The organism is Paenibacillus filicis (genome assembly GCF_038070315.1).
In the GTDB taxonomy this organism is placed as follows: Bacteria; Bacillota; Bacilli; order Paenibacillales; family NBRC-103111; genus Paenibacillus_G; species Paenibacillus_G filicis.
Genome location: NZ_JBBPCC010000011.1, coordinates 142,634 through 159,529 on the forward strand (window position 1 = coordinate 142,634; position 16,896 = coordinate 159,529).

The 16,896-nt window shown below is 51.7% G+C and carries 21 protein-coding genes, 3 tRNA genes, 1 pseudogene and 1 riboswitch; of the genes and pseudogenes, 19 read left to right on the forward strand and 6 right to left on the reverse strand.

Translation table 11 applies throughout. The features are described from left to right. Positions 1-95: 95 nt before the first annotated feature. The 3 genes from WMW72_RS17920 to WMW72_RS17930 are packed head-to-tail and all read left to right on the forward strand — an operon-like array spanning position 96 to position 6,274. On the forward strand, positions 96-3,203 hold the full coding sequence (locus tag WMW72_RS17920) for an efflux RND transporter permease subunit (protein ID WP_341416899.1): 3,108 nt from the start codon (positions 96-98) through the stop codon (positions 3,201-3,203). A 53-nt stretch (positions 3,204-3,256) separates the two neighbouring features. Then, on the forward strand, positions 3,257-4,510 hold the full coding sequence (locus WMW72_RS17925) for an efflux RND transporter periplasmic adaptor subunit (RefSeq protein WP_341416901.1): 1,254 nt from the start codon (positions 3,257-3,259) through the stop codon (positions 4,508-4,510). 30 nt (positions 4,511-4,540) lie between these two features. Continuing rightward, positions 4,541-6,274 (forward strand): hypothetical protein, encoded by a 1,734-nt coding sequence (locus WMW72_RS17930; protein ID WP_341416902.1) that lies wholly within the window; start codon positions 4,541-4,543, stop codon positions 6,272-6,274. Between the two features lie 116 nt (positions 6,275-6,390). Here WMW72_RS17930 and WMW72_RS17935 read toward each other — a convergent pair whose 3' ends face one another. Beyond that, entirely contained in the window at positions 6,391-7,410 is a 1,020-nt protein-coding gene (locus WMW72_RS17935) for a phosphatidylinositol-specific phospholipase C/glycerophosphodiester phosphodiesterase family protein (RefSeq protein WP_341416903.1), read from the reverse strand. Between the two features lie 179 nt (positions 7,411-7,589). On the opposite strand from WMW72_RS17935, the gene WMW72_RS17940 reads away from it, so the two are divergent. From WMW72_RS17940 to WMW72_RS17955, 4 genes are all read left to right on the forward strand, one after another. Next, on the forward strand, positions 7,590-8,150 hold the full coding sequence (locus WMW72_RS17940; protein ID WP_341416904.1) for a phosphatidylglycerophosphatase A family protein: 561 nt from the start codon (positions 7,590-7,592) through the stop codon (positions 8,148-8,150). A gap of 140 nt (positions 8,151-8,290) precedes the next feature. Further along, positions 8,291-8,458, forward strand: coding sequence for a hypothetical protein (locus WMW72_RS17945; RefSeq protein ID WP_341417008.1), 168 nt, complete (start codon positions 8,291-8,293; stop codon positions 8,456-8,458). Between the two features lie 75 nt (positions 8,459-8,533). After that, a tRNA-Met gene (locus WMW72_RS17950) sits at positions 8,534-8,607 on the forward strand. A gap of 11 nt (positions 8,608-8,618) precedes the next feature. Further along, positions 8,619-8,692 (forward strand) — tRNA-Ile (locus WMW72_RS17955). A gap of 661 nt (positions 8,693-9,353) precedes the next feature. Further along, a riboswitch (cyclic di-GMP riboswitch) is annotated at positions 9,354-9,435 on the reverse strand. Between the two features lie 573 nt (positions 9,436-10,008). Here WMW72_RS17955 and WMW72_RS17960 read toward each other — a convergent pair. Continuing rightward, a complete protein-coding gene (locus WMW72_RS17960) occupies positions 10,009-10,242 on the reverse strand; it encodes an alpha/beta-type small acid-soluble spore protein (RefSeq protein WP_341416905.1) in 234 nt (77 codons plus the stop codon). Positions 10,243-10,457: 215 nt separating this feature from the next. Here WMW72_RS17960 and WMW72_RS17965 point away from each other — a divergent pair. Beyond that, positions 10,458-10,542, forward strand: a tRNA-Leu gene (locus tag WMW72_RS17965). A gap of 196 nt (positions 10,543-10,738) precedes the next feature. After that, positions 10,739-10,957 carry a spore germination protein gene (locus tag WMW72_RS17970; protein ID WP_341416906.1) on the forward strand — a complete coding sequence of 73 codons (219 nt, stop codon included), beginning with the start codon at positions 10,739-10,741 and terminating at the stop codon, positions 10,955-10,957. 89 nt (positions 10,958-11,046) lie between these two features. On the opposite strand, the gene WMW72_RS17975 is transcribed toward WMW72_RS17970, so the two are convergent. Beyond that, positions 11,047-11,523 carry an Hsp20/alpha crystallin family protein gene (locus tag WMW72_RS17975; RefSeq protein ID WP_341416907.1) on the reverse strand — a complete coding sequence of 159 codons (477 nt, stop codon included), beginning with the start codon at positions 11,521-11,523 and terminating at the stop codon, positions 11,047-11,049. Positions 11,524-11,653: 130 nt separating this feature from the next. On the opposite strand from WMW72_RS17975, the gene WMW72_RS17980 reads away from it, so the two are divergent. The 7 genes and pseudogenes from WMW72_RS17980 to WMW72_RS18010 all read left to right on the forward strand — a co-directional run bounded on the left by WMW72_RS17980 (position 11,654) and on the right by WMW72_RS18010 (position 14,341). Continuing rightward, entirely contained in the window at positions 11,654-11,875 is a 222-nt protein-coding gene (locus tag WMW72_RS17980; RefSeq protein WP_341416908.1) for a spore germination protein, read from the forward strand. Between the two features lie 15 nt (positions 11,876-11,890). Continuing rightward, positions 11,891-12,118: a spore germination protein GerPB gene (locus WMW72_RS17985; RefSeq protein WP_341416909.1), complete on the forward strand. Its 228-nt coding sequence runs from the start codon at positions 11,891-11,893 to the stop codon at positions 12,116-12,118. 22 nt (positions 12,119-12,140) lie between these two features. After that, the gene (gerPC, locus tag WMW72_RS17990) at positions 12,141-12,794 is read left to right on the forward strand and encodes a spore germination protein GerPC (protein WP_341416910.1); all 654 of its coding nucleotides are present in this window, start codon (positions 12,141-12,143) and stop codon (positions 12,792-12,794) included. Further along, a complete protein-coding gene (locus tag WMW72_RS17995; RefSeq protein WP_423227563.1) occupies positions 12,748-12,954 on the forward strand; it encodes a spore gernimation protein GerPD in 207 nt (68 codons plus the stop codon). Before gerPC ends, WMW72_RS17995 begins: the two co-directional genes overlap by 47 nt. Further along, positions 12,955-13,347 (forward strand): spore germination protein GerPE, encoded by a 393-nt coding sequence (locus tag WMW72_RS18000; RefSeq protein ID WP_341416911.1) that lies wholly within the window; start codon positions 12,955-12,957, stop codon positions 13,345-13,347. 145 nt (positions 13,348-13,492) lie between these two features. Then, positions 13,493-13,886, forward strand: a pseudogene (locus WMW72_RS18005) (VOC family protein). A 257-nt stretch (positions 13,887-14,143) separates the two neighbouring features. Continuing rightward, positions 14,144-14,341, forward strand: a complete 198-nt coding sequence (locus tag WMW72_RS18010) for a hypothetical protein (protein WP_341416912.1) — start codon at positions 14,144-14,146, stop codon at positions 14,339-14,341. Positions 14,342-14,545: 204 nt separating this feature from the next. On the opposite strand, the gene WMW72_RS18015 is transcribed toward WMW72_RS18010, so the two are convergent. Beyond that, complete coding sequence (locus WMW72_RS18015; protein WP_341416913.1) at positions 14,546-14,824, reverse strand: DUF3973 domain-containing protein; 279 nt, start codon at positions 14,822-14,824, stop codon at positions 14,546-14,548. A 105-nt stretch (positions 14,825-14,929) separates the two neighbouring features. Between WMW72_RS18015 and WMW72_RS18020 the strand changes: the two genes are divergently transcribed. Together WMW72_RS18020 and WMW72_RS18025 are read left to right on the forward strand one after the other, a co-directional pair. After that, positions 14,930-15,145, forward strand: a complete 216-nt coding sequence (locus tag WMW72_RS18020) for a hypothetical protein (protein WP_341416914.1) — start codon at positions 14,930-14,932, stop codon at positions 15,143-15,145. Between the two features lie 148 nt (positions 15,146-15,293). Continuing rightward, positions 15,294-15,497, forward strand: a complete 204-nt coding sequence (locus WMW72_RS18025) for a hypothetical protein (protein WP_341416915.1) — start codon at positions 15,294-15,296, stop codon at positions 15,495-15,497. A gap of 83 nt (positions 15,498-15,580) precedes the next feature. Here WMW72_RS18025 and sda read toward each other — a convergent pair whose 3' ends face one another. Continuing rightward, positions 15,581-15,745 (reverse strand): sporulation histidine kinase inhibitor Sda, encoded by a 165-nt coding sequence (gene sda / locus WMW72_RS35615; RefSeq protein WP_423227564.1) that lies wholly within the window; start codon positions 15,743-15,745, stop codon positions 15,581-15,583. Positions 15,746-15,947: 202 nt separating this feature from the next. Between sda and WMW72_RS18030 the strand changes: the two genes are divergently transcribed. Next, a complete protein-coding gene (locus WMW72_RS18030; protein ID WP_341416916.1) occupies positions 15,948-16,178 on the forward strand; it encodes a hypothetical protein in 231 nt (76 codons plus the stop codon). Positions 16,179-16,387: 209 nt separating this feature from the next. Here the strand turns inward: WMW72_RS18030 and WMW72_RS18035 are convergent, their stop codons facing one another. Further along, positions 16,388-16,837: a hypothetical protein gene (locus tag WMW72_RS18035; RefSeq protein ID WP_341416917.1), complete on the reverse strand. Its 450-nt coding sequence runs from the start codon at positions 16,835-16,837 to the stop codon at positions 16,388-16,390. Positions 16,838-16,896: the final 59 nt, after the last annotated feature.

A 16,896-nucleotide genomic window follows, 5' to 3' on the forward strand; every position in this document is an offset into this window, starting at 1 on the left:
GCGGCATATCTTTCAAAGTTTTTTACATAAGCTTGAAGGGTTTGGTAAAAAAGCCGCGTCTAAGTTGTCAGCAATTCTAATGGAGGAGTAGAGAGATGAATCAACTAACAAATTTTTCCATGAAGAACATCACGGCAGTTATCATTATTGTTCTTCTCTTGTTCGGCGCCGGGACCTATGCCTCGACGACGCTGAAGGTCGAGAGCATGCCGGACATTTCATTCCCTGTAGTCCTCATCAATACCCAGTATACGGCACCTCCGAAGGACGTGCTAGATGGAGTCACTGAGCCTCTGGAGAAGGCTGTAGGCAATCTGGAGGGGCTTAAGAAGATGACCTCCAGCTCCAGTGACAACTTCTCACAAATCGTTCTGGAGCTGGAGCAATCGGTGAAAACCGACGACGCCAAACGCGATGTGGAAAGTTTGATTTCCAACGTAAAACTGCCGCAAGGGTCAGAAAAGCCTAAAGTAACGACCTTCGGTTTTGCCTCCCAGCCGGTTTACTACCTGTCGTTATACGCACAGAACGGCATGGGTCAGCAGGAGCTCGACAAGCTGTACAAGGATGTGATCGAGCCAGGCTTTGCTACGATCAAAGGCATCGACCATATTGATTCGATCGGCAATCAGGAATCGGTGCTGACGATGAAGCTCAACGGCAATGCGATCAATAACTACGGCTTGACGCCATATCAGGTATCGCAGAGCATCAAGACTGCACTTGCCACAAGTCCTGCGGGAACGGTTGACTTCAATGGCAATGAGCAGATGGTCCGGGTCAAGAGCGATCTGAATACCATCTATAATCTGGATAATATGAAAATCAGCACACATTCGGGGTCGACTGTGCTGCTCAAGGATATCGCAAAGGTCGAAGCGATTACAGAATCAACCTTCATCTCCCGGTTGAACGGCCAACCGGCCATCGGCGTGCGACTGTATAAGACTAAGAATGCCAATGCGGTCGAGTTCGGCAACGAAGCTGACAAGATGATGGAAGCTTGGAAGCAGCAGTACCCGAATATCAAATTTCAGGCCATTTATAACAGTGCTAATGATATTAAAGAATCCATCAACGGGATGCTGAAGGAAGGCGCACTGGGAGCATTGCTGGCATCCATCATGATCTTGCTCTTCTTAAGAAATGTTCGGATGACGATCATCGTTTTGGTCTCAATTCCGTTATCTATGCTCATTACCTTGATGATTATGGCTCCACTCGGCATTTCACTTAATATTATGACGCTCGGCGGGATGGCTATCGCGATCGGCCGGGTTGTCGACGATAGTATCGTCGTTATCGAAAATATTTACAGTCAGCTTCAAAAGGCCCAAGAGCGCAACGAGTCGGTGATCAAACTAGCTACCGCACAGGTAGCCTCGGCTATTACGTCCTCGACGATTACGACAGTCGGCGTATTTGCTCCGATCGCATTCGTCAGCGGCGTTCTCGGTGAAGTGTTCCGTCCATTCGCGATCACGCTCAGCGTCGCGCTCTTGTCCTCGCTGATCGTGGCCGTAACGGTGATTCCGATGCTGGCTAAGCTGCTCGTACTTGGCAGCAAAAACATCAAAGCACATGATGAGGCTGCGGTCGGCAAAGTATCCAAAGGATATAAGAAGGCGCTGGTCTGGTCTCTGAACCACCGGATCACGACGGTTTTAATCTCCTTGCTGATTCTCGTGATTTCCATTGCTGGCACGGTGCCTTTCCTCGCCCAAAGTTTTATGCCGGAAAGCGATTCGGATAAAATGATGACTTTCTCGATCAAAATGCCCCGGGAAACGACCATTGAGTCCATGAATGAAAAGGTCAAAGAAATTGAAGCCATCATGTTTGCCTCCAAAGATCCGGCTGGACAGCCTACATTTGATTATGTAGAATCTTCGATCGGTTACCATGGAAGCAACGACCGTGTTCCTTATCGTTCCTCGTTCTTCGCTGTTGCTTCGGCTGCTTCGAATGCGAAGGCTGTTGCACAGGAGTTTAAGAAGAAGATCGCGGATGTGCTGCCTGCCGGTTCCGAAACCGAGGGGTCCGTCCTTAGCATGGATGGGGGCGGCAGCGGCGGCGCTGACTTCAACTATATGCTGAAGGGCGACGACTTGTTGTACTTACAACAAGCTGCCAAGCTAGTCAAGGATAAGATGAAAGAATTTCCTGAGCTTCTCGATGTGAAGGACAGCTTGAGCGAATCCAAGATGGAAGTCGAGATCAGTGTCGATCAGAACAAAGCCAGGCTGCTCGGCCTATCTTCCGCTCAAATTATGGAAGGCGTCGCGATCTGGCTGGCTGAGGAAAAGATTGGTGACTTGAAGTTCGACAATACCAAGTTTAAGACGAAGGTATTGGTTGATCCGAGCTTTAAAAATTCCGTGGATAAAATCGGACGCTTCACAATCACGACACCAACGGGCTCCAAGGTTGCGCTGAATGAAGTAGCCAAGGTTAATCAGATCGAAGCGCCTGCTACGATCACAAGGGATCAAAAGGTTCAGTATGTAAGTGTTAGTGCGAAGATCGATTCCAAGGATAAGACCGGGGTTAGCTTTAAGGTGATGCAGGAACTGACTAAGCTCGAGCTTCCTTCCGGCGTACGAGCGGAAGTTAAAGGCGTAACGGACGATATTCAGGAAAGCTTCCAGCAGATGTTCGTTGCGATGCTGGCTTCCATCTTCATCGTTTATCTGATCATGGTGCTTGCCTTCGGCAACGGCAGCGCGCCGTTCGCGATCCTGTTCTCGCTTCCGCTCGCTGCCATTGGCGGTCTGATTGCCTTGCTGATTACAGGGGAATCGATTAACGTTACGTCTCTCATCGGCTTCCTGATGCTGATTGGCGTCGTCGTAACCAATGCCATCGTTCTGATCGACCGGGTGCAGCAGCTTCGCGAGGAGGGGCATTCGGTTCGCGAGGCGTTACTTGAGGCAGGGATGACACGTCTTCGCCCGATTATTATGACGGCCGGAGCCACGATCATCGCCCTGATGCCTCTGGCACTCGGTTTCTCCAAGGGAGCGATTATCTCCAAGGGGCTTGCGGTTGTTGTTATTGGCGGTCTGACGACTTCCACTCTGTTGACACTCGTTGTCGTTCCGGTTATTTATGACCTCATTGAAGGAATCAAACGCCGTTTCTCGCGCAGATTCCGTAAAAATAAAGCGGCCGTCGATGCGAACGTCACATCCGCTACCCATTAATCCTATAAGCACAGATAGGCAGATACAGATATAGGGAAAAGGAGACTCGATCCATGAATCCGACTAAGAGAAACAGATTGAACCCCAGCGCCAAGGTGGTAAGCGCCGTCGTCATCAGCACGGCGCTGCTGGCAGGCTGCTCAGCGCAGCCTGCAGCCCAGCCAGCCCCTGCGGCCGAATCGCAAGTGAAAACGATCAAGGTGGCTCCTGTGGAGAAGAAAAAAATCGGCGAGCCTCTGGAGCAGGTGGCGGACGTGTCCGCCTCCGTGCAGATGGATGTCGTCTCCAAGGTCAACGGCGATGTGCTTCAACTTCTGAAGAAGCGGGGCGATTACGTCGAGAAGGACGAGGTGCTGTTCCGCATCGATCCGACGGACCTGCAGATCCAGAAGGAGAAGGCTCAGATTGCCGTCAGTGGCACCCAGCAGCAGATGGAGAAGGCGCGCAAGGATCTGGCGGACGGCAAGCAGGATGCCAAGGACGGCATCGCCAAGCTGGAGGCAGCGCTGAATGATGCGGACAAAAACTACAGCAAGCTGCGCAACGACTACGATCTCGGTCTGGTGACCAAGATTCAGCTCGAGCAAACCGAGACGCAGGTAAGCAACTTGAAGCGGGATCTGGAAGCCGCCAAGCGCAAGCTGCAGACGCTGGAGAATACGAACTCTCTCTCCCAACTGGAGCAAGGACTACAGACAGCGAACGTGTCGCTGCGCGAGCTGGACCGCAGCTTGAACAACACGGAGGTCAAGGCAACGGTCAGCGGCGTGCTGACTGACCTGCCGGTCGAGGTCGGCATGACCTTGAATCCGGGCAGCCATGCGGCAACGATTCAACGGCTCGATCCGGTTAAGATTAAGGCGGAGCTGACAGAGGAAGCCGCTGCACTGATCCGCGGCAAGCAGGAGCTGAACTTTTACGTGCCGGGTGTGACGGATCGGATCAAGGCGAAGGTCAGCTACCTGGCCGATGTTCTGGGTGCTCAGTCCAAGTCCTATGCACTGGAGCTGGAGGTGCCGAACGCGGACCGCAAGCTGAAGCCGGGGACGAAGGCGCAGATCCTGCTTACCGAAGAGCAGGACCAGGTCGTCGTGACGGTGCCGTCGCTTAGCGTCGTTCGCGAGGGCGGCGACACATATGTGTTTGTGCTGACTGGCGGCGATACGGCGGAGAAACGCAAGGTCCAGCTCGGACGCTTGAACGAAACGATTCAAGAAGTGCTCTCCGGGGTTAAAGAAGGCGAGCAGCTCATCATATCGGGTCAAAACCAACTCAAAGACAAAGAAAAAGTACAGCTCGCGAAGTAAGCGCAGGGCGACTTGACAGGAGGAAAACAAGTGAACCGCAAACTGAAAGTAACCACAGCATCCATTGCCATCTCCGTCTCTCTTCTCGGCGCAGGGTTGTCCGCCTACGCGGCGGACGCTCCGGCCGAAGCATCGGTACCGGAGGTCGCCGCACCTGCGGTTATCTCCTATAAATTAACCGACCTGCTGGATGTGGAAATCAAGGGAGCACTCAATGAACGCGTGGACGGAGGCACCCGCCTCGGCGTCATCGTCCGGATGACGAATCATGCGGCAGGGATTACGCGAGTGCCCGATTATGAAGTGCGTGTGCAGACGAAGGAAGGCGTGGAATACACGCTGAAGCCGAGCGCGGCCAATGCGAGGTCCCTGCAGCCCAAGGCGACGACCGAGCTGAGCTATCTGGCCGTCATAGATCGTACCGATGAGGTATCGCTCGCTCAGGTCAACTGGACTGACGTCGACTACTACGTATATCCCAAGAAAGAGACGCCAATCATCAGCGTACCTATCCAGGGAGACGCCTGGAAGGGCAGCGATACGGCGATCACGGATCCGACCGCGGTCAAGAAATGGTCCGAGTCATTCAAAATCCCGGGGATCATCTCCCCGGTTCAATATACGCCAGTGGCGATCAATAAGGAATCGACGGAGAAAGGAACCGTGTACGTCGTGCAATTGCTCGCGTACAACCCGACGGATAAGCGCGAGACTTTGCCGGCGTTCGGTATCGACGGCAAGGGAGGCGGCAAGGTATTTACCGGAGCCCGTGTGGAGAAGGACGCGATCGTACTGGAGCCAAAGGCCGAGAAATATGTCCATTACGCAATCCCAACGGATCAAGATACGGTCCTGCAGAGTCTGAACGTGCTGACGCCGGAGTCGTTCGCGGAGGCAGGAGCAGCGGGCGTTACGGTGACCACCTTCAAGGTAGGCCGCTTGAACCTATTGCTTCCTGGTGAAGGACCGGGTACGAGCTTCGCTGCTTACACCTTGGGTCATTCTATTGTTTTCGACGAACGAAGCAAGCTGATCAACCCCGATCTGGCGGTGTCGGTCGTCGAGTACACCCTGCATGAGAACAAGGAAGATGGGAACAGGAACGTAACTGCGAAGTTCAAGCTGACGAACAAGTCGGCGAAGCCTCTGGCCGTGCCTGTGTTCCAGGCTGACCTGGTGAGCCGGGATGGCTACGAGTATGCAGGCAGCCGTCAGGCGACCCAGACGGCTGCGGTGCTGCCAAGCTCCTCGCTCACCATCAGCTACTCGTTCACGCTGCCGGTTTCCGAGAAGGGCGACGGATTAGTACTGAAGGTACAGGATGCCGTAACAGCGGCTCCGTACAAAACGACAATCGCCGCGATCTCGACAAACCTGCAAGAAGCGAAGAAGGACGAATGGAGCCTGTATCCGTTCCAGGTGAAGGTCAAGAACTGGAACTTGACCTCCGATTTTGGAATGAACACGCAATACCAATATGTATACCGGCTGAAGCTGGACCTGAATATTACCCGCGACGAGCAGGTGCAGCTCGATGCCTCCTTCCCGACGCTGCTGGTGGAGCTGTATGATTCGCATGACCGGCTCGTAGGCCGCGGCAATGCAAGCCTGTACGGAGCGAACCGGCTGGTGAATGGGGACAATACGATCTCGCTGAGCGGTGCATCCGACAGCCTGGATGTGCGTCATAAAGTCAAGATCTATGAGAGCTTCCAGACACCAACGGGCGAAGGCAAGCGTCTGCTGACTCAATTTAATCAATAAGGAAACAGGCTATCATTCATCTTTATACAAGCTGCATGAGCATATGAAATAAGCCGCCTTGAAGGGCGGCTTTGCTGTAACTGCAGCAGTCTGCAGTGATGTCCAATGTGGATCGCCTATGCGGAACTTCGGCCGGATTGGAGCCAATCTTTCATTTTATCCAGCAGCCAAGTCATCCAGGGGGCATTCTGCTGCTGGGGGATGGGCATTAATGTCGGGGATTGCGAACCGTCGGTAGGCTCGGTTTCATACCTTGTCAGCATATCGCTTAGCGGAAGGGACACGGCTGTTTTTCGCCCGATAGGAGCCGACTGGTCCGTATAGACGCCATGAACGCCCATATCCCGCAGGCGTTCCCATTCTTTGGGCTCGTTCACTGTATGCGTATAGACCACTGCGCCTGCTGCCTTCAGACTGCTGATCCATCCTGCCTCAGCTCTTTCGAACGGCATTGCCAGCGCTTGAACACCCAGTGTGCGCACCTCCTTCAAGACCTCATCATGACTGAGCGAGGACAAGTACAGGGAGAATAGAAAGGATGGAAATGGATAGATCGATCTCACCTGCCGGATCATCTCCGGTGTATACAGCTCCGGGACGATTCGGTTCAGCAGGTCTGGGTCTACGGACTTGGCGGCGTTGACCAGCAATCTGAATTGCTTCTCAACAAGCCGTGAATCGGTTTCCTTGGTATCCGTAATGAGATAGGCCTCCGGGTAGTCTTTAAGCAAGCTGAGCAGCTCCGAGACATCCATCGGATGGTACCGATTCAGGATCAGTCTTGCTTTGAATTGCTCCAATGACATCGGTGAATCGATCATTTTCTCGGAAGCAAGGGGCTGACGAAGCTTTTTCGTCAAATAGTCGGACCAATCATGCCGGGCGACCAGCTGGTCATCGGTGGTCAGGATCAGATCGGCTTCGAAAACGCGAAATCCTCTTTCATAATTAGTTATAAAGGCTTCGCGCGAATTGGAGATATCCACGCCGTCGATTTGGCCCATGCCATGGGCGATGTACCTATACCGGGTCCAAGAATCTTGCGCATGTGCAGGTACGGATGATAATCCAAGCAGTAAGCTGAGCGCAAGGGAGACAAGTCCCCATGTCTTCATAACTGACCTATAGCGTAACATCCGGTTCACTCCTTCTTGCTTGATCATATATGTTTAAACAGGCTGAGGAAAAATGTAACAGCTCGCTGTCAAAATGGGCGGAGCTCCACAAGTTGCATGTCGTCATACCGCATCACAACCGTACAAGCGGTCTCATAGAATGGTATAATAGAAGCACTTCTCTCAAAGGGGCGATACGTATGACTCGACAAGTCCACAGCCAGGAAATCAGAGCTGCCGTTTATCAGAAACTTCAAGAACGTGGCGTCACCATAGAGGATGTAGCCTTGATTGTCAGAGAGATGCAAAGTCCGTATCATCCCGATCTGACCTTGGAGGACTGTATGAATGCCGTTCATGCGGTACTGCAGAAGCGGGAGCTTCAGCATGCGATCTTAGTCGGGATAGAGCTGGATGTGCTTGCCGAGAAAGGCATGCTCTCTGAGCCTATTCAATCGATCATAGCTTCGGATGAAGGATTATTCGGATGCGACGAGACGCTTGCACTCGGCTCTGTGTTTGGATACGGTAGCATCGCGGTGACGACTTTTGGTCATCTGGATAAGCAGAAGATTGGAATTATCCGCAAGCTTGATACAAAAACAGGCGATGGTGTCCATACGTTTCTGGACGATCTGGTAGCCAGCATCGCCGCTTCGGCCTCAAGCCGGATCGCCCATCATCAGCGGGATCAGCAGGAACGGGATAGCGTAGTGCCCTTCTCGCCAGTTCAGGATATTCCTGAGGAAAACGCAGGCTGACAGGACAGGCAGAAGAAGCGAGCCCTCTTATTTCCTTCATCTCCCTTACTATTCGGAAGCTCCCTTTGAAATAAGGGGGCTTCTTTCTGGTTACACTACGCCTGTGACTTTATGATCAGATTTTACAGCGGGGTGTGAACATGGTGAAATGGATCTATTGGGTGAAGCTGTATGAGAGCAAATTTCAGGCAGGCTGCCTAGCCAAGCGGATGGAAGAAGACTGGTGGATCTATGGCTACGAATGCCCTGCGGAGGTCGAAGTTTTTCGGTCGACGAAAGGAAGGTTCGGTGTCCGGTACATTGTGTAAAATATTTCTTGACTATGGGGCCTGGGTTGGTGTATATTTATTTTTGTCGCTGTCCGAGGACAGCATTTATAATGACGCGGGGTGGAGCAGCCCGGTAGCTCGTCGGGCTCATAACCCGAAGGCCGCAGGTTCAAATCCTGCCCCCGCAATAAGTTTGTCAGGGCCCTTAGCTCAGTTGGTTAGAGCGGTCGGCTCATAACCGATTGGTCGGGGGTTCGAGTCCCTCAGGGCCCATAGTCAAGAAGAACCCCCTCGCTCTAAGCGAGGGGGTTTTTTATTGCTGGGGTTAGCTAATGGTTGCTTTTAAATCGAAGGATGGAATAAAAGTGCTAAGGCATGAGGGGATCTTAAAGGTTCCGTACTGCAGAAAACGGTTATGTAGAGGGTTGATGAATGCGCGCTGCGTTGGTTTGAAGGCCGCGGCCGTCAAGGTTAATCGAAGGGACATCAGCACGTCAGAACAATCCGAGGTACTCACTACATATCGGCAGGAACTGCATGATGGATAAGCCAGAGGCTTTAAGCAAGACTGTCTTTCCCCGACAGAGTCTTCTGTGGGAGCCCGGGGAAATCAGCTTTTCCTTCGTACGGACATGCCTGAAGAGCCTGGGGCTGGCGAACGGAAGGGTCTGTTCTGATAGCTTCTGCTTCTTGCTGCCAGCGGACGTTGGGTGGTCTCTCTCTTACGATTTAGATAGGTATTATGTACTGAGGCTGAGGCTGGATCAACCTTCGTCGATTCTAAGACTAGATGATCTGCTTTCCACCGGTTAAACGACTCTTCCGAGATACCCAATTGAAGGATGATGTTTTCACCATGAATCGTCTGCTTCATTTTGGTGCCTCCTGACTTTTGAAATTTTTCACAACTTAAAACAAATGCCACCTTTCCCGAAGAAAGGTGGCCCGGTTGCACTACTAGCTCCCTCGAATCCAAGTGCCCAGATACAGATTCGAGTTCATTGCTCTACCTGTTCCTATCATAACAAATTGCACGGGGAAATTCTGTTTATTTTCACACGAAGTTACTATTTCCTTACAATTAGGAACAAAATGCTGTTCAAATGATGGATCCGTCATTTTTTATTCCTCAAGCCGTATAAACCCGATCCCAGAGGGCTATGCTATCCATCGGGGCTTGTCGTTCGACCCGGCCTGATTAAGTCCTTCCCATAGCGGGTAAAAGAAGAAATCACACGCATGTGGAGGAACGCGCATGAATCACTTTTCCAATTTCGATGAAGCCTTTAATTATTTAAAAGCGATGCAAGCCGGGCGGGAGGAAGGACCCACCGGCTCTTCTCTAGGCAGGAATAGAGGCGGCGGAGAGGAATGGGATCGCTCCAGGGACAAGCTCAAACGGAATATACGAGCCTCTAATCGTCCTGGTTCTATTGGGGAGCAGCAGCTTCAGTAACATTCAGGATAGCGAGATGCGATTGTATGCTTTCCTGTGGAGATAGCAAGAAACCCGCCTGCGGCAACAGACGGGTACATGTCATCTTTACAGCTGGTTTAGACTCAGCTTACTGTTGTGACTAAATCAAGGACTAGCGGTTGCTTGAATATTGGCCGGACAATTGCTGCTCGGCAATTTGGACCAATCTGCGGGTAATGTGGCCGCCGATTGCGCCTGTATCGCGAGTTGCTACGTATCCGTAATACCCGTCCTGCGGGATTTGAATACCAAGCTCTTGTGCAACTTCGTACTTCAGTTGGGCTAATGCTGATGCAGCTTGTTGAACGACCAGTTGATTGTTGGAACGACCTTGACCTGTAGCCATACCTGAAATCCCTCCTGGATTTATCTTCATTGACTTGTATCCGCCAATGTAGGGATATGTTCCCCGTCAGGAAGGGTTATTATGCAAAAGTTTTCAAGCTTTTCAGGGATTACGAACAAGTTTGTTCTGTTTGCCGTCTTCAATTGCAAGTCTTGCTTTCTCATGAATAAGCAGGATATAATAAGCCCAAGTCGGCTAGGATGACTAATGAATGTGCCGGGATGGCGGAATAGGCAGACGCAACAGACTTAAAATCTGTCGGGAGTTTCTCCCGTACCGGTTCGAGTCCGGTTCTCGGCATTATAGCTGTTGCAAGAAAGGAAATCGTATGCTCTCGTGGAGACGGGACGCATGCGATTTTTTTTATTTGAAGAAGCAGGGGCGGGGATGTTAGTGGAATTTTCAAGATTTTCCCCGCCTATCGGCATGTCCGCCGGGATGATTTCTAGAATGCGGTCATATACTTAACCACAAGACAGGGAAGGAGAGAATCAGAATGCCTTCGATTATTCTGGCTCCGATCAAAGTTACAGGCAATGATGGAGAATTGGTATTCGGCGATGTTTTGCAGGTCACACCGAAAAGCACGTCGAAGACGGCATCGGGAGCCGGGGGCGGCAACACCGGTGATTTCAGCGCAACCTTCACGCTGCTCAGCTTTACGAATACGATTGATCCGGATATCTTCGACAGCAACAATGCGGGCAATAATTAGTTGTTCTTAGGCGCTATAGGAAAAAGCACACGCTCCGTGTCACGGCGATCCGGAGGACGTGTGCTTTTTGCTTGCGCCTAATGTGCGGATTAGAATCGGACATCAATCTCGTAGAAGGGATGCTCTGACGATTGCTTGCGCATATGGAGCTGGAGAATGCCATTGCGGTAGACGGCTTTGCAGCTGCTCGCATTGACCAGACTCGGGAGACGGACCATCTGGCTTTTGTCTTGAGGCAGACCTTCCAGGCGCAGGGTACTTACATTGAGCAGCACCCTGATTTTACGCGCTTGGGCTTTATCGGGAATGTGGACCTTGACGATGATGTTTCGATGCGTGTCGAAAACCTCCGTATGAAAATGATGCTTGAGTCCTTGAGTCTGGGCTTGCGGCATCGCCTGCTTCATCACATCCTTGATGTAGCCGTCGACCCAGGATAAATCACCGGGAATCTCCGAAGCTGGGGGGAAGGGCATTTTTCCTCCAAAAAATTGCTCGAACTGCTTCCAGTTCATATCGAAATAGGGGTTGGAATTGGAGGGTTGGGATGGGTTGGGCCCGCTCATAAGCAATCACTCCTTTGGTGCCATTATATGATGCCGGCAGGAAGCGCATGATTGAAATTGGCCGGAAATACATACTTTGCCCTCGCACGTCATATATTGAAACAAATCCATGCGAAACAGGTGTTGCCTCATGCCGGCTATCGTGGGCGCCATCAAGATCAACAACGTCAGCGCGGGCTCCATCGTGCATATTGGAGATTCCGTCCAGCTCGCCCCGCAGTCCGTAGCCAAAACCTTCGCGGGAGCGGGGTCCTTCAACACAGGCGACAACCTGCGTGTCTATAATTATGTCAGTACGACCAATACGTATGATAATGATGTGCTGGATTCGAATATCGCCCTTACGAACTAAGGCAGGTGGTAGGCATTGGCGAATTGGACGGTTCATCAAAGCATCGTGATTCATCAGATGAAAATTGGCGCCGTGAACAACTCTTCCGTCCTTCAGATCGGTACGGCCGGGGCCATCCGATCCTTATCCAATTTATACAACACAGGGGGATTTACAGGGCCTGCTCCTGAGCTGGGTATGGCAGGAGCTGCGGAAGAGCAATCGCCATTGCCGTTGGTGCCGCTTCCGGTCCCGTCCCGTTAAATGTAAAACGGAGGAATAAGCCATGGGCCTGAATTCGAATTTCGAGACCTATTTCCAGCAGCTCCATTCTTATCTGAAATGGCAAACGGATCGGATTCGGTATCTGGAAAGCAGGCTTGACCGGATGGAAAAGGAGCTGGAGCAGGTTAAAAATCAGGATCGGATTCATATCGATAAAATCGAATATAATTTCGACCAGCTAAAGGTAGAGACTTTGGAAGGCACGCTGAATGTCGGCATGTCCCCGGCTGGACTGGGTGGACAAAGCATCGATGACCTAGCGGTGGGCGGCAAGACGATCACGACCAATACGTCCAGATCGGAAGCCTTCGAGCGAATTCAGAAGCAGGTGAACAGTTATCTGGATCAGCAGCTGCCGGGAGAGCTAACTCAGCTCCAAGAGCAATACCAGCTGAAGAAGGAAGAGGGACTCGTTCAGAAAATAGCCCTTGATTTGCAGGGGCAGACCGGGCAGCGTATCGAGTATTATATGGAGACCGTCGCCGGCCCGGCCCCGCGCTCCATCACCCCGGAGCAGGAACGAGTCGTTGCGGATGATGTGATCAACGATATCCGGGCGGGTCTTGACCAATATGTATTAAAGCTTCAGCAACAAGGAGGAGGATCGGATGCGGCAGGACAATCCGGAGGAGATTTATCTGCAGGTGGAAAATAAAGTGCTTAGTGTCGGAGATATCAATCTGGACGGCGTGGCGAGTGCCTCGTTGTTTCTCATCGGGGATGCAGATACGATCATGCTGTCGTCGGTCTTCGACACACCGCCGGAGTCGCTCATTATCGGACCGGCTAAAATCATCGCCTCGGGAGAGGCCTAGATGACGGCGGATCGGGAGCGAACAAGCCGCGTCCAGTACATGAAGGTGTACAGCGTAGGCTATGCTTCGGCCTTATTCATCGGCGATTTATACGAATTCATCCCAGAAGCGCTGGTGCTTGCCATCCAGCGCGAAATCAGTCGGTTTTCCGGTTCGGAAGGGGAGCTGGAGGCTTATCCCTTGTTCTCCGTCCCCCTCCCTCAACCGCTGCCGTTCCCGCTAACACGATTGGAGGTTGTCAACACGATTCCGGAGATCAGGGTAGGCACCATACGGGTATTGGCGGTCTCTACCTCTTGTTCGCTCCATGTAGGCCGACTGCATCATACGAAAGCACAGTCCCGGGTGAAAAATATCCGGGAGAAGCAGACCGCATCGATCATCAAGCCCTAGAACGAAGCCATCCGGGCACGGAATTGGCTTCTTTTTAATGCGGGCTTGCAGCTTCTGGACGTGATATAATACGGGGAAGGGCGACCGTATGCGCTTCGCCAAGGAAGCATGGAGACGGAGATCAGCAAATAAGGGAGTGAAGAGGTTGGCACGCACTAGATTGGAGCATGTCGGAGTGATGGTCCGGGATATGGACGCTTCGATTCGATTTTATGAAGAAATCGTCGGGTTGACCTGCAAGGGGCTTCTAGACCATACGAATGGAGTCATCAAGCTGGCTTTCCTGGGCTTTGGCGAGCAGGGAGAGACAGAGCTGGAGCTCGTCCAAGGGTATAACGATAGCTTGCCCGCTGGAGGGCAAGGTTCACCATATCGCTTTCACCGTAGATGATATCGAGGAGGAATTCGAGAGAATCCGGGGGCTAGGACATGTCCGTCTCATCGATCAGGAGATTACGACACTGCCCAACGGATCGCGCTATTTCTTTTTCCATGGACCGGATGGAGAATGGATCGAGTTCTTCCAATCTACCAGGTAGGTGCACCGATGCCTACAAGTGGAAAGAGGGATCAGCCTCAGCCGGCCAGGATCAATTGCCTCGGCTGCAAGCATTTTTTTGTAACCTGGGATCCCAGCTTTCCTAGAGGCTGCCGCTCCTACGGAGTCAAAACAAGCGAGATGCCTTCAGTCCTGGTACAGCGGTCATCCGGCCAGCCGTGCTTAGCCTTTGAGAAGAAGTAAGGGGCAGCTATTCAGAGGTCTGGAAGCCTCTCAGAGCGAAAGGGGGGAGCATGCATGCTGTTCAGCAAGCAGCAGAAGAAGTTGATGCTTGAAGTCCTGTTGAAGGAAAAACGGCGAATTTTCTCCAGGCATAAGGGAGAGCTGCTCGATAAAACGATCGCAGATCTGTCGCAGATGGTGCGCAACGAAGAAATCAATACGGCAGAGCTGAAGGATAATGTCATCGACTGGAGCTCCCATAAGAAGCGCTGAAGGTTCATCCGAGCTAAGGGCATCCCATGGCGGGATGCCTTTTCCGGCGCGGTAGTTCCATATAGAGGGAGGCATGCTGTTATGAATAAGCCGGCACGCAGGGGCAGAGGCGTAACCTCTGTATGGCGTACTGGTCGGGGAAAAGCCTTGGGCGTGGCAACGGCTGGGGTCGGGCTATGGGTCTGGGATGCTCTGAAGGGGCTGTCATACGCCTGTGCGTGCGAAGGAGAGGAGCCCCTCATGGGATGGCAAGGTTGGCTGTCCTTGGGTTTCGTCGTAGCTGTCGGTCTGGGGATGCTTGTCTTCTCTGTGATGCTCGCGTTCAGGGTTTGGATGAGCAAAAGGAAATAAATCGCTAACCGCGAGGCAAAAACCTGCGGGGTAGCGGGTGTCTAGCAAGACATGGAAGCCTGTCTTGAATATAAGCAGATTTTCCCGGCTATTCATAGGGTGAAGCAGCTTGCATGCGATGCAGTAGAACATGACAACGTCTCCTTTGCGGCTTGCATTCAACTACTATCACAATATGTATGATTTCGTGGGATTATGTCAGCTTGACGTATTCTTACATCGAAAGGAAGATGATTCATGATGTCGGATAAGATCGAGACATACAAGGAAAGCTGGAGGCACGTAGAGGCCACTCTACCGGATGCAGCTGTGCAGGCATTGGTTACAGAGCTGCTGGAGGAGATGGAGCGCCTGGCGGGCGAGAATAAGCGTCTGAAGACGGCTCTGCTCAAAGCAACCACGGCACAGAAGCCGGCGATGTCGACCAAGCTAAGCGAAGCGCTAAGAGAGTAGGGAAGGCCGGTTAGAGGCATACAGATTGTCCTGACTTGTCACACAAATGTAATCTTTTCGCCAACGGGAAATGACATTATCTGCAGCCCGCCCATGCTATGATAAGGACACGCTTAGGAAAACTAAGTGAACCTAGGGAGGGATCTACATGGGAGAAGAAGAAAACGTAGTACTGTCTGGCGAAGAGAATGCTGAGGAAGTAGTCGCAGAAGAAGCTGAGGAGTCGGCTTCCGACGAAGTGGAATCGGTTACAGAAGAAGTAGCAAGCGAAGAGGAAGCGGCGGAGCAGGAAGTGGCAGCCAGTGAAGAAGAGTCGGAAGAGGAAGCTTCCGAGTCCGAAGAGACAGAATAGCAGATCCCCAATCCCTTCTCCTTCAACATTTCAATAACGAGACACAAGACCTGCTCATGAAAATGGGCAGGTCTTTTTTCTGGCTATGTATCCAAGGCTCGGGAGCTTGGAACGGAGTCCGGCGGCGAAATCAGCCCGCGTTGCGTGATTTCTTCCCACAAGGTCATCAGGAATTCTTTGTCGAGCCCGTAATGGAGTGCCTCTATGTAGATTTGCATTAACAGGTCGTCATTTAATTTTTTCAACATCCATCACTTCCGTCTCTCCATATGTTCCTTTCATTCTACGACGAAAATGTTAAGACTTTTCACCTATACATGTTAAAAATTTATGAGCTTCTGAAGTGGGATCAAATGCTCTCCGCTTCACTCTCTCTCATACGTCTAAGGCTTGTTTCGGCTGAATATACTGAGATCAAGTGTTTGGATGCTGACTGAGGGGGGAAGAGGTATGAAACGTAAGACGGCAGCATGGCTCGGAGCAGGGTTGTTCGGGGGGCTTATGCTTTCCATCGCAGGTGTTCTGTATGCCCAGTTGAATAACCTGTTGTTTCCCGGTCTGGCTCTGGTGGGGGGCATGTTTGTGCTATGCATGGGCCTGCTCTGGCTATCAGAAAAGGAAGATACTGCAGAAGCTGAGGAAGGCAGCCTTGCCAAAAAGCGTCAGCGTGCAAGGAGTTAAGCGTTAAGCAGGCCGGAGGAAAGGCTTCACCTGAATATCCAGCCCAGACGAGGGCATGAAGCGTTTCGGCAGAAGGCCTGCCGGAAAGAAGATGAGAAGCCTTCTTCCAGTCTCGTCAGGGCTGGCACGGACTCTCTTATACAGGGTCGTACTTCTGGCAGAAAGAAGATCAGCTTGAAGCGGGGGTCAGGGAGAACCGTACCCGAAGACTAAGGGATAATCTGAACGGTCGTATAGGATAGCATATAGGAATCGTAGGTAATGAACTTGTCGTAGGTGACCCCATTCACGATGAATAATCCATCTTCGGTCACCTTAATGCTGGAATAGCTAACCCAGTCGGGATATCCCTCGTACACTTGATCGACTGTTTTCAAGTAGAGCGTCTGGGTCCGGAATGGGCCGGGGTTGGGTTCTCCGCTTCTAACCGCTACGGGAACAGCACTGAATTCGGTACCTTCAATCGTAACTTCATAAACCGAACCGTATTCATTTTCATATGAGAACGACGTGCTTGTGTAGGAACTTAGATCGGGAAAGGAATAATAAATGGCTTTGTCGATGTGGAGAAGCCTTGGCTGCTGCGCGCTTGCCACAGGGACACTGACCAGCAGAGCAATCACAATCATCCATACGGTTGCAATCCATCTTGTTTTCATCTCTTCACTCCTCATGTTTGATACGATACGTATCAATGTTAATGGAACGCAAATGGGAT

Coding starts and splice junctions, on each gene's coding strand:
- WMW72_RS17920 (WP_341416899.1), top strand. CDS start 96: ATGAATCAACTAACAAATTTTTCCATGAAGAACATCACGGCAGTTATC.
- WMW72_RS17925 (WP_341416901.1), top strand. CDS start 3,257: ATGAATCCGACTAAGAGAAACAGATTGAACCCCAGCGCCAAGGTGGTA.
- WMW72_RS17935 (WP_341416903.1), bottom strand. CDS start 7,410: ATGTTACGCTATAGGTCAGTTATGAAGACATGGGGACTTGTCTCCCTT.
- WMW72_RS17940 (WP_341416904.1), top strand. CDS start 7,590: ATGACTCGACAAGTCCACAGCCAGGAAATCAGAGCTGCCGTTTATCAG.
- WMW72_RS17945 (WP_341417008.1), top strand. CDS start 8,291: ATGGTGAAATGGATCTATTGGGTGAAGCTGTATGAGAGCAAATTTCAG.
- WMW72_RS17960 (WP_341416905.1), bottom strand. CDS start 10,242: ATGGCTACAGGTCAAGGTCGTTCCAACAATCAACTGGTCGTTCAACAA.
- WMW72_RS17970 (WP_341416906.1), top strand. CDS start 10,739: ATGCCTTCGATTATTCTGGCTCCGATCAAAGTTACAGGCAATGATGGA.
- WMW72_RS17975 (WP_341416907.1), bottom strand. CDS start 11,523: ATGAGCGGGCCCAACCCATCCCAACCCTCCAATTCCAACCCCTATTTC.
- WMW72_RS17980 (WP_341416908.1), top strand. CDS start 11,654: ATGCCGGCTATCGTGGGCGCCATCAAGATCAACAACGTCAGCGCGGGC.
- gerPC (WP_341416910.1), top strand. CDS start 12,141: ATGGGCCTGAATTCGAATTTCGAGACCTATTTCCAGCAGCTCCATTCT.
- WMW72_RS17995 (WP_423227563.1), top strand. CDS start 12,748: ATGCGGCAGGACAATCCGGAGGAGATTTATCTGCAGGTGGAAAATAAA.
- WMW72_RS18000 (WP_341416911.1), top strand. CDS start 12,955: ATGACGGCGGATCGGGAGCGAACAAGCCGCGTCCAGTACATGAAGGTG.
- WMW72_RS18010 (WP_341416912.1), top strand. CDS start 14,144: ATGCTGTTCAGCAAGCAGCAGAAGAAGTTGATGCTTGAAGTCCTGTTG.
- WMW72_RS18015 (WP_341416913.1), bottom strand. CDS start 14,824: ATGTTCTACTGCATCGCATGCAAGCTGCTTCACCCTATGAATAGCCGG.
- WMW72_RS18020 (WP_341416914.1), top strand. CDS start 14,930: ATGATGTCGGATAAGATCGAGACATACAAGGAAAGCTGGAGGCACGTA.
- WMW72_RS18025 (WP_341416915.1), top strand. CDS start 15,294: ATGGGAGAAGAAGAAAACGTAGTACTGTCTGGCGAAGAGAATGCTGAG.
- sda (WP_423227564.1), bottom strand. CDS start 15,745: ATGTTGAAAAAATTAAATGACGACCTGTTAATGCAAATCTACATAGAG.
- WMW72_RS18030 (WP_341416916.1), top strand. CDS start 15,948: ATGAAACGTAAGACGGCAGCATGGCTCGGAGCAGGGTTGTTCGGGGGG.
- WMW72_RS18035 (WP_341416917.1), bottom strand. CDS start 16,837: ATGAAAACAAGATGGATTGCAACCGTATGGATGATTGTGATTGCTCTG.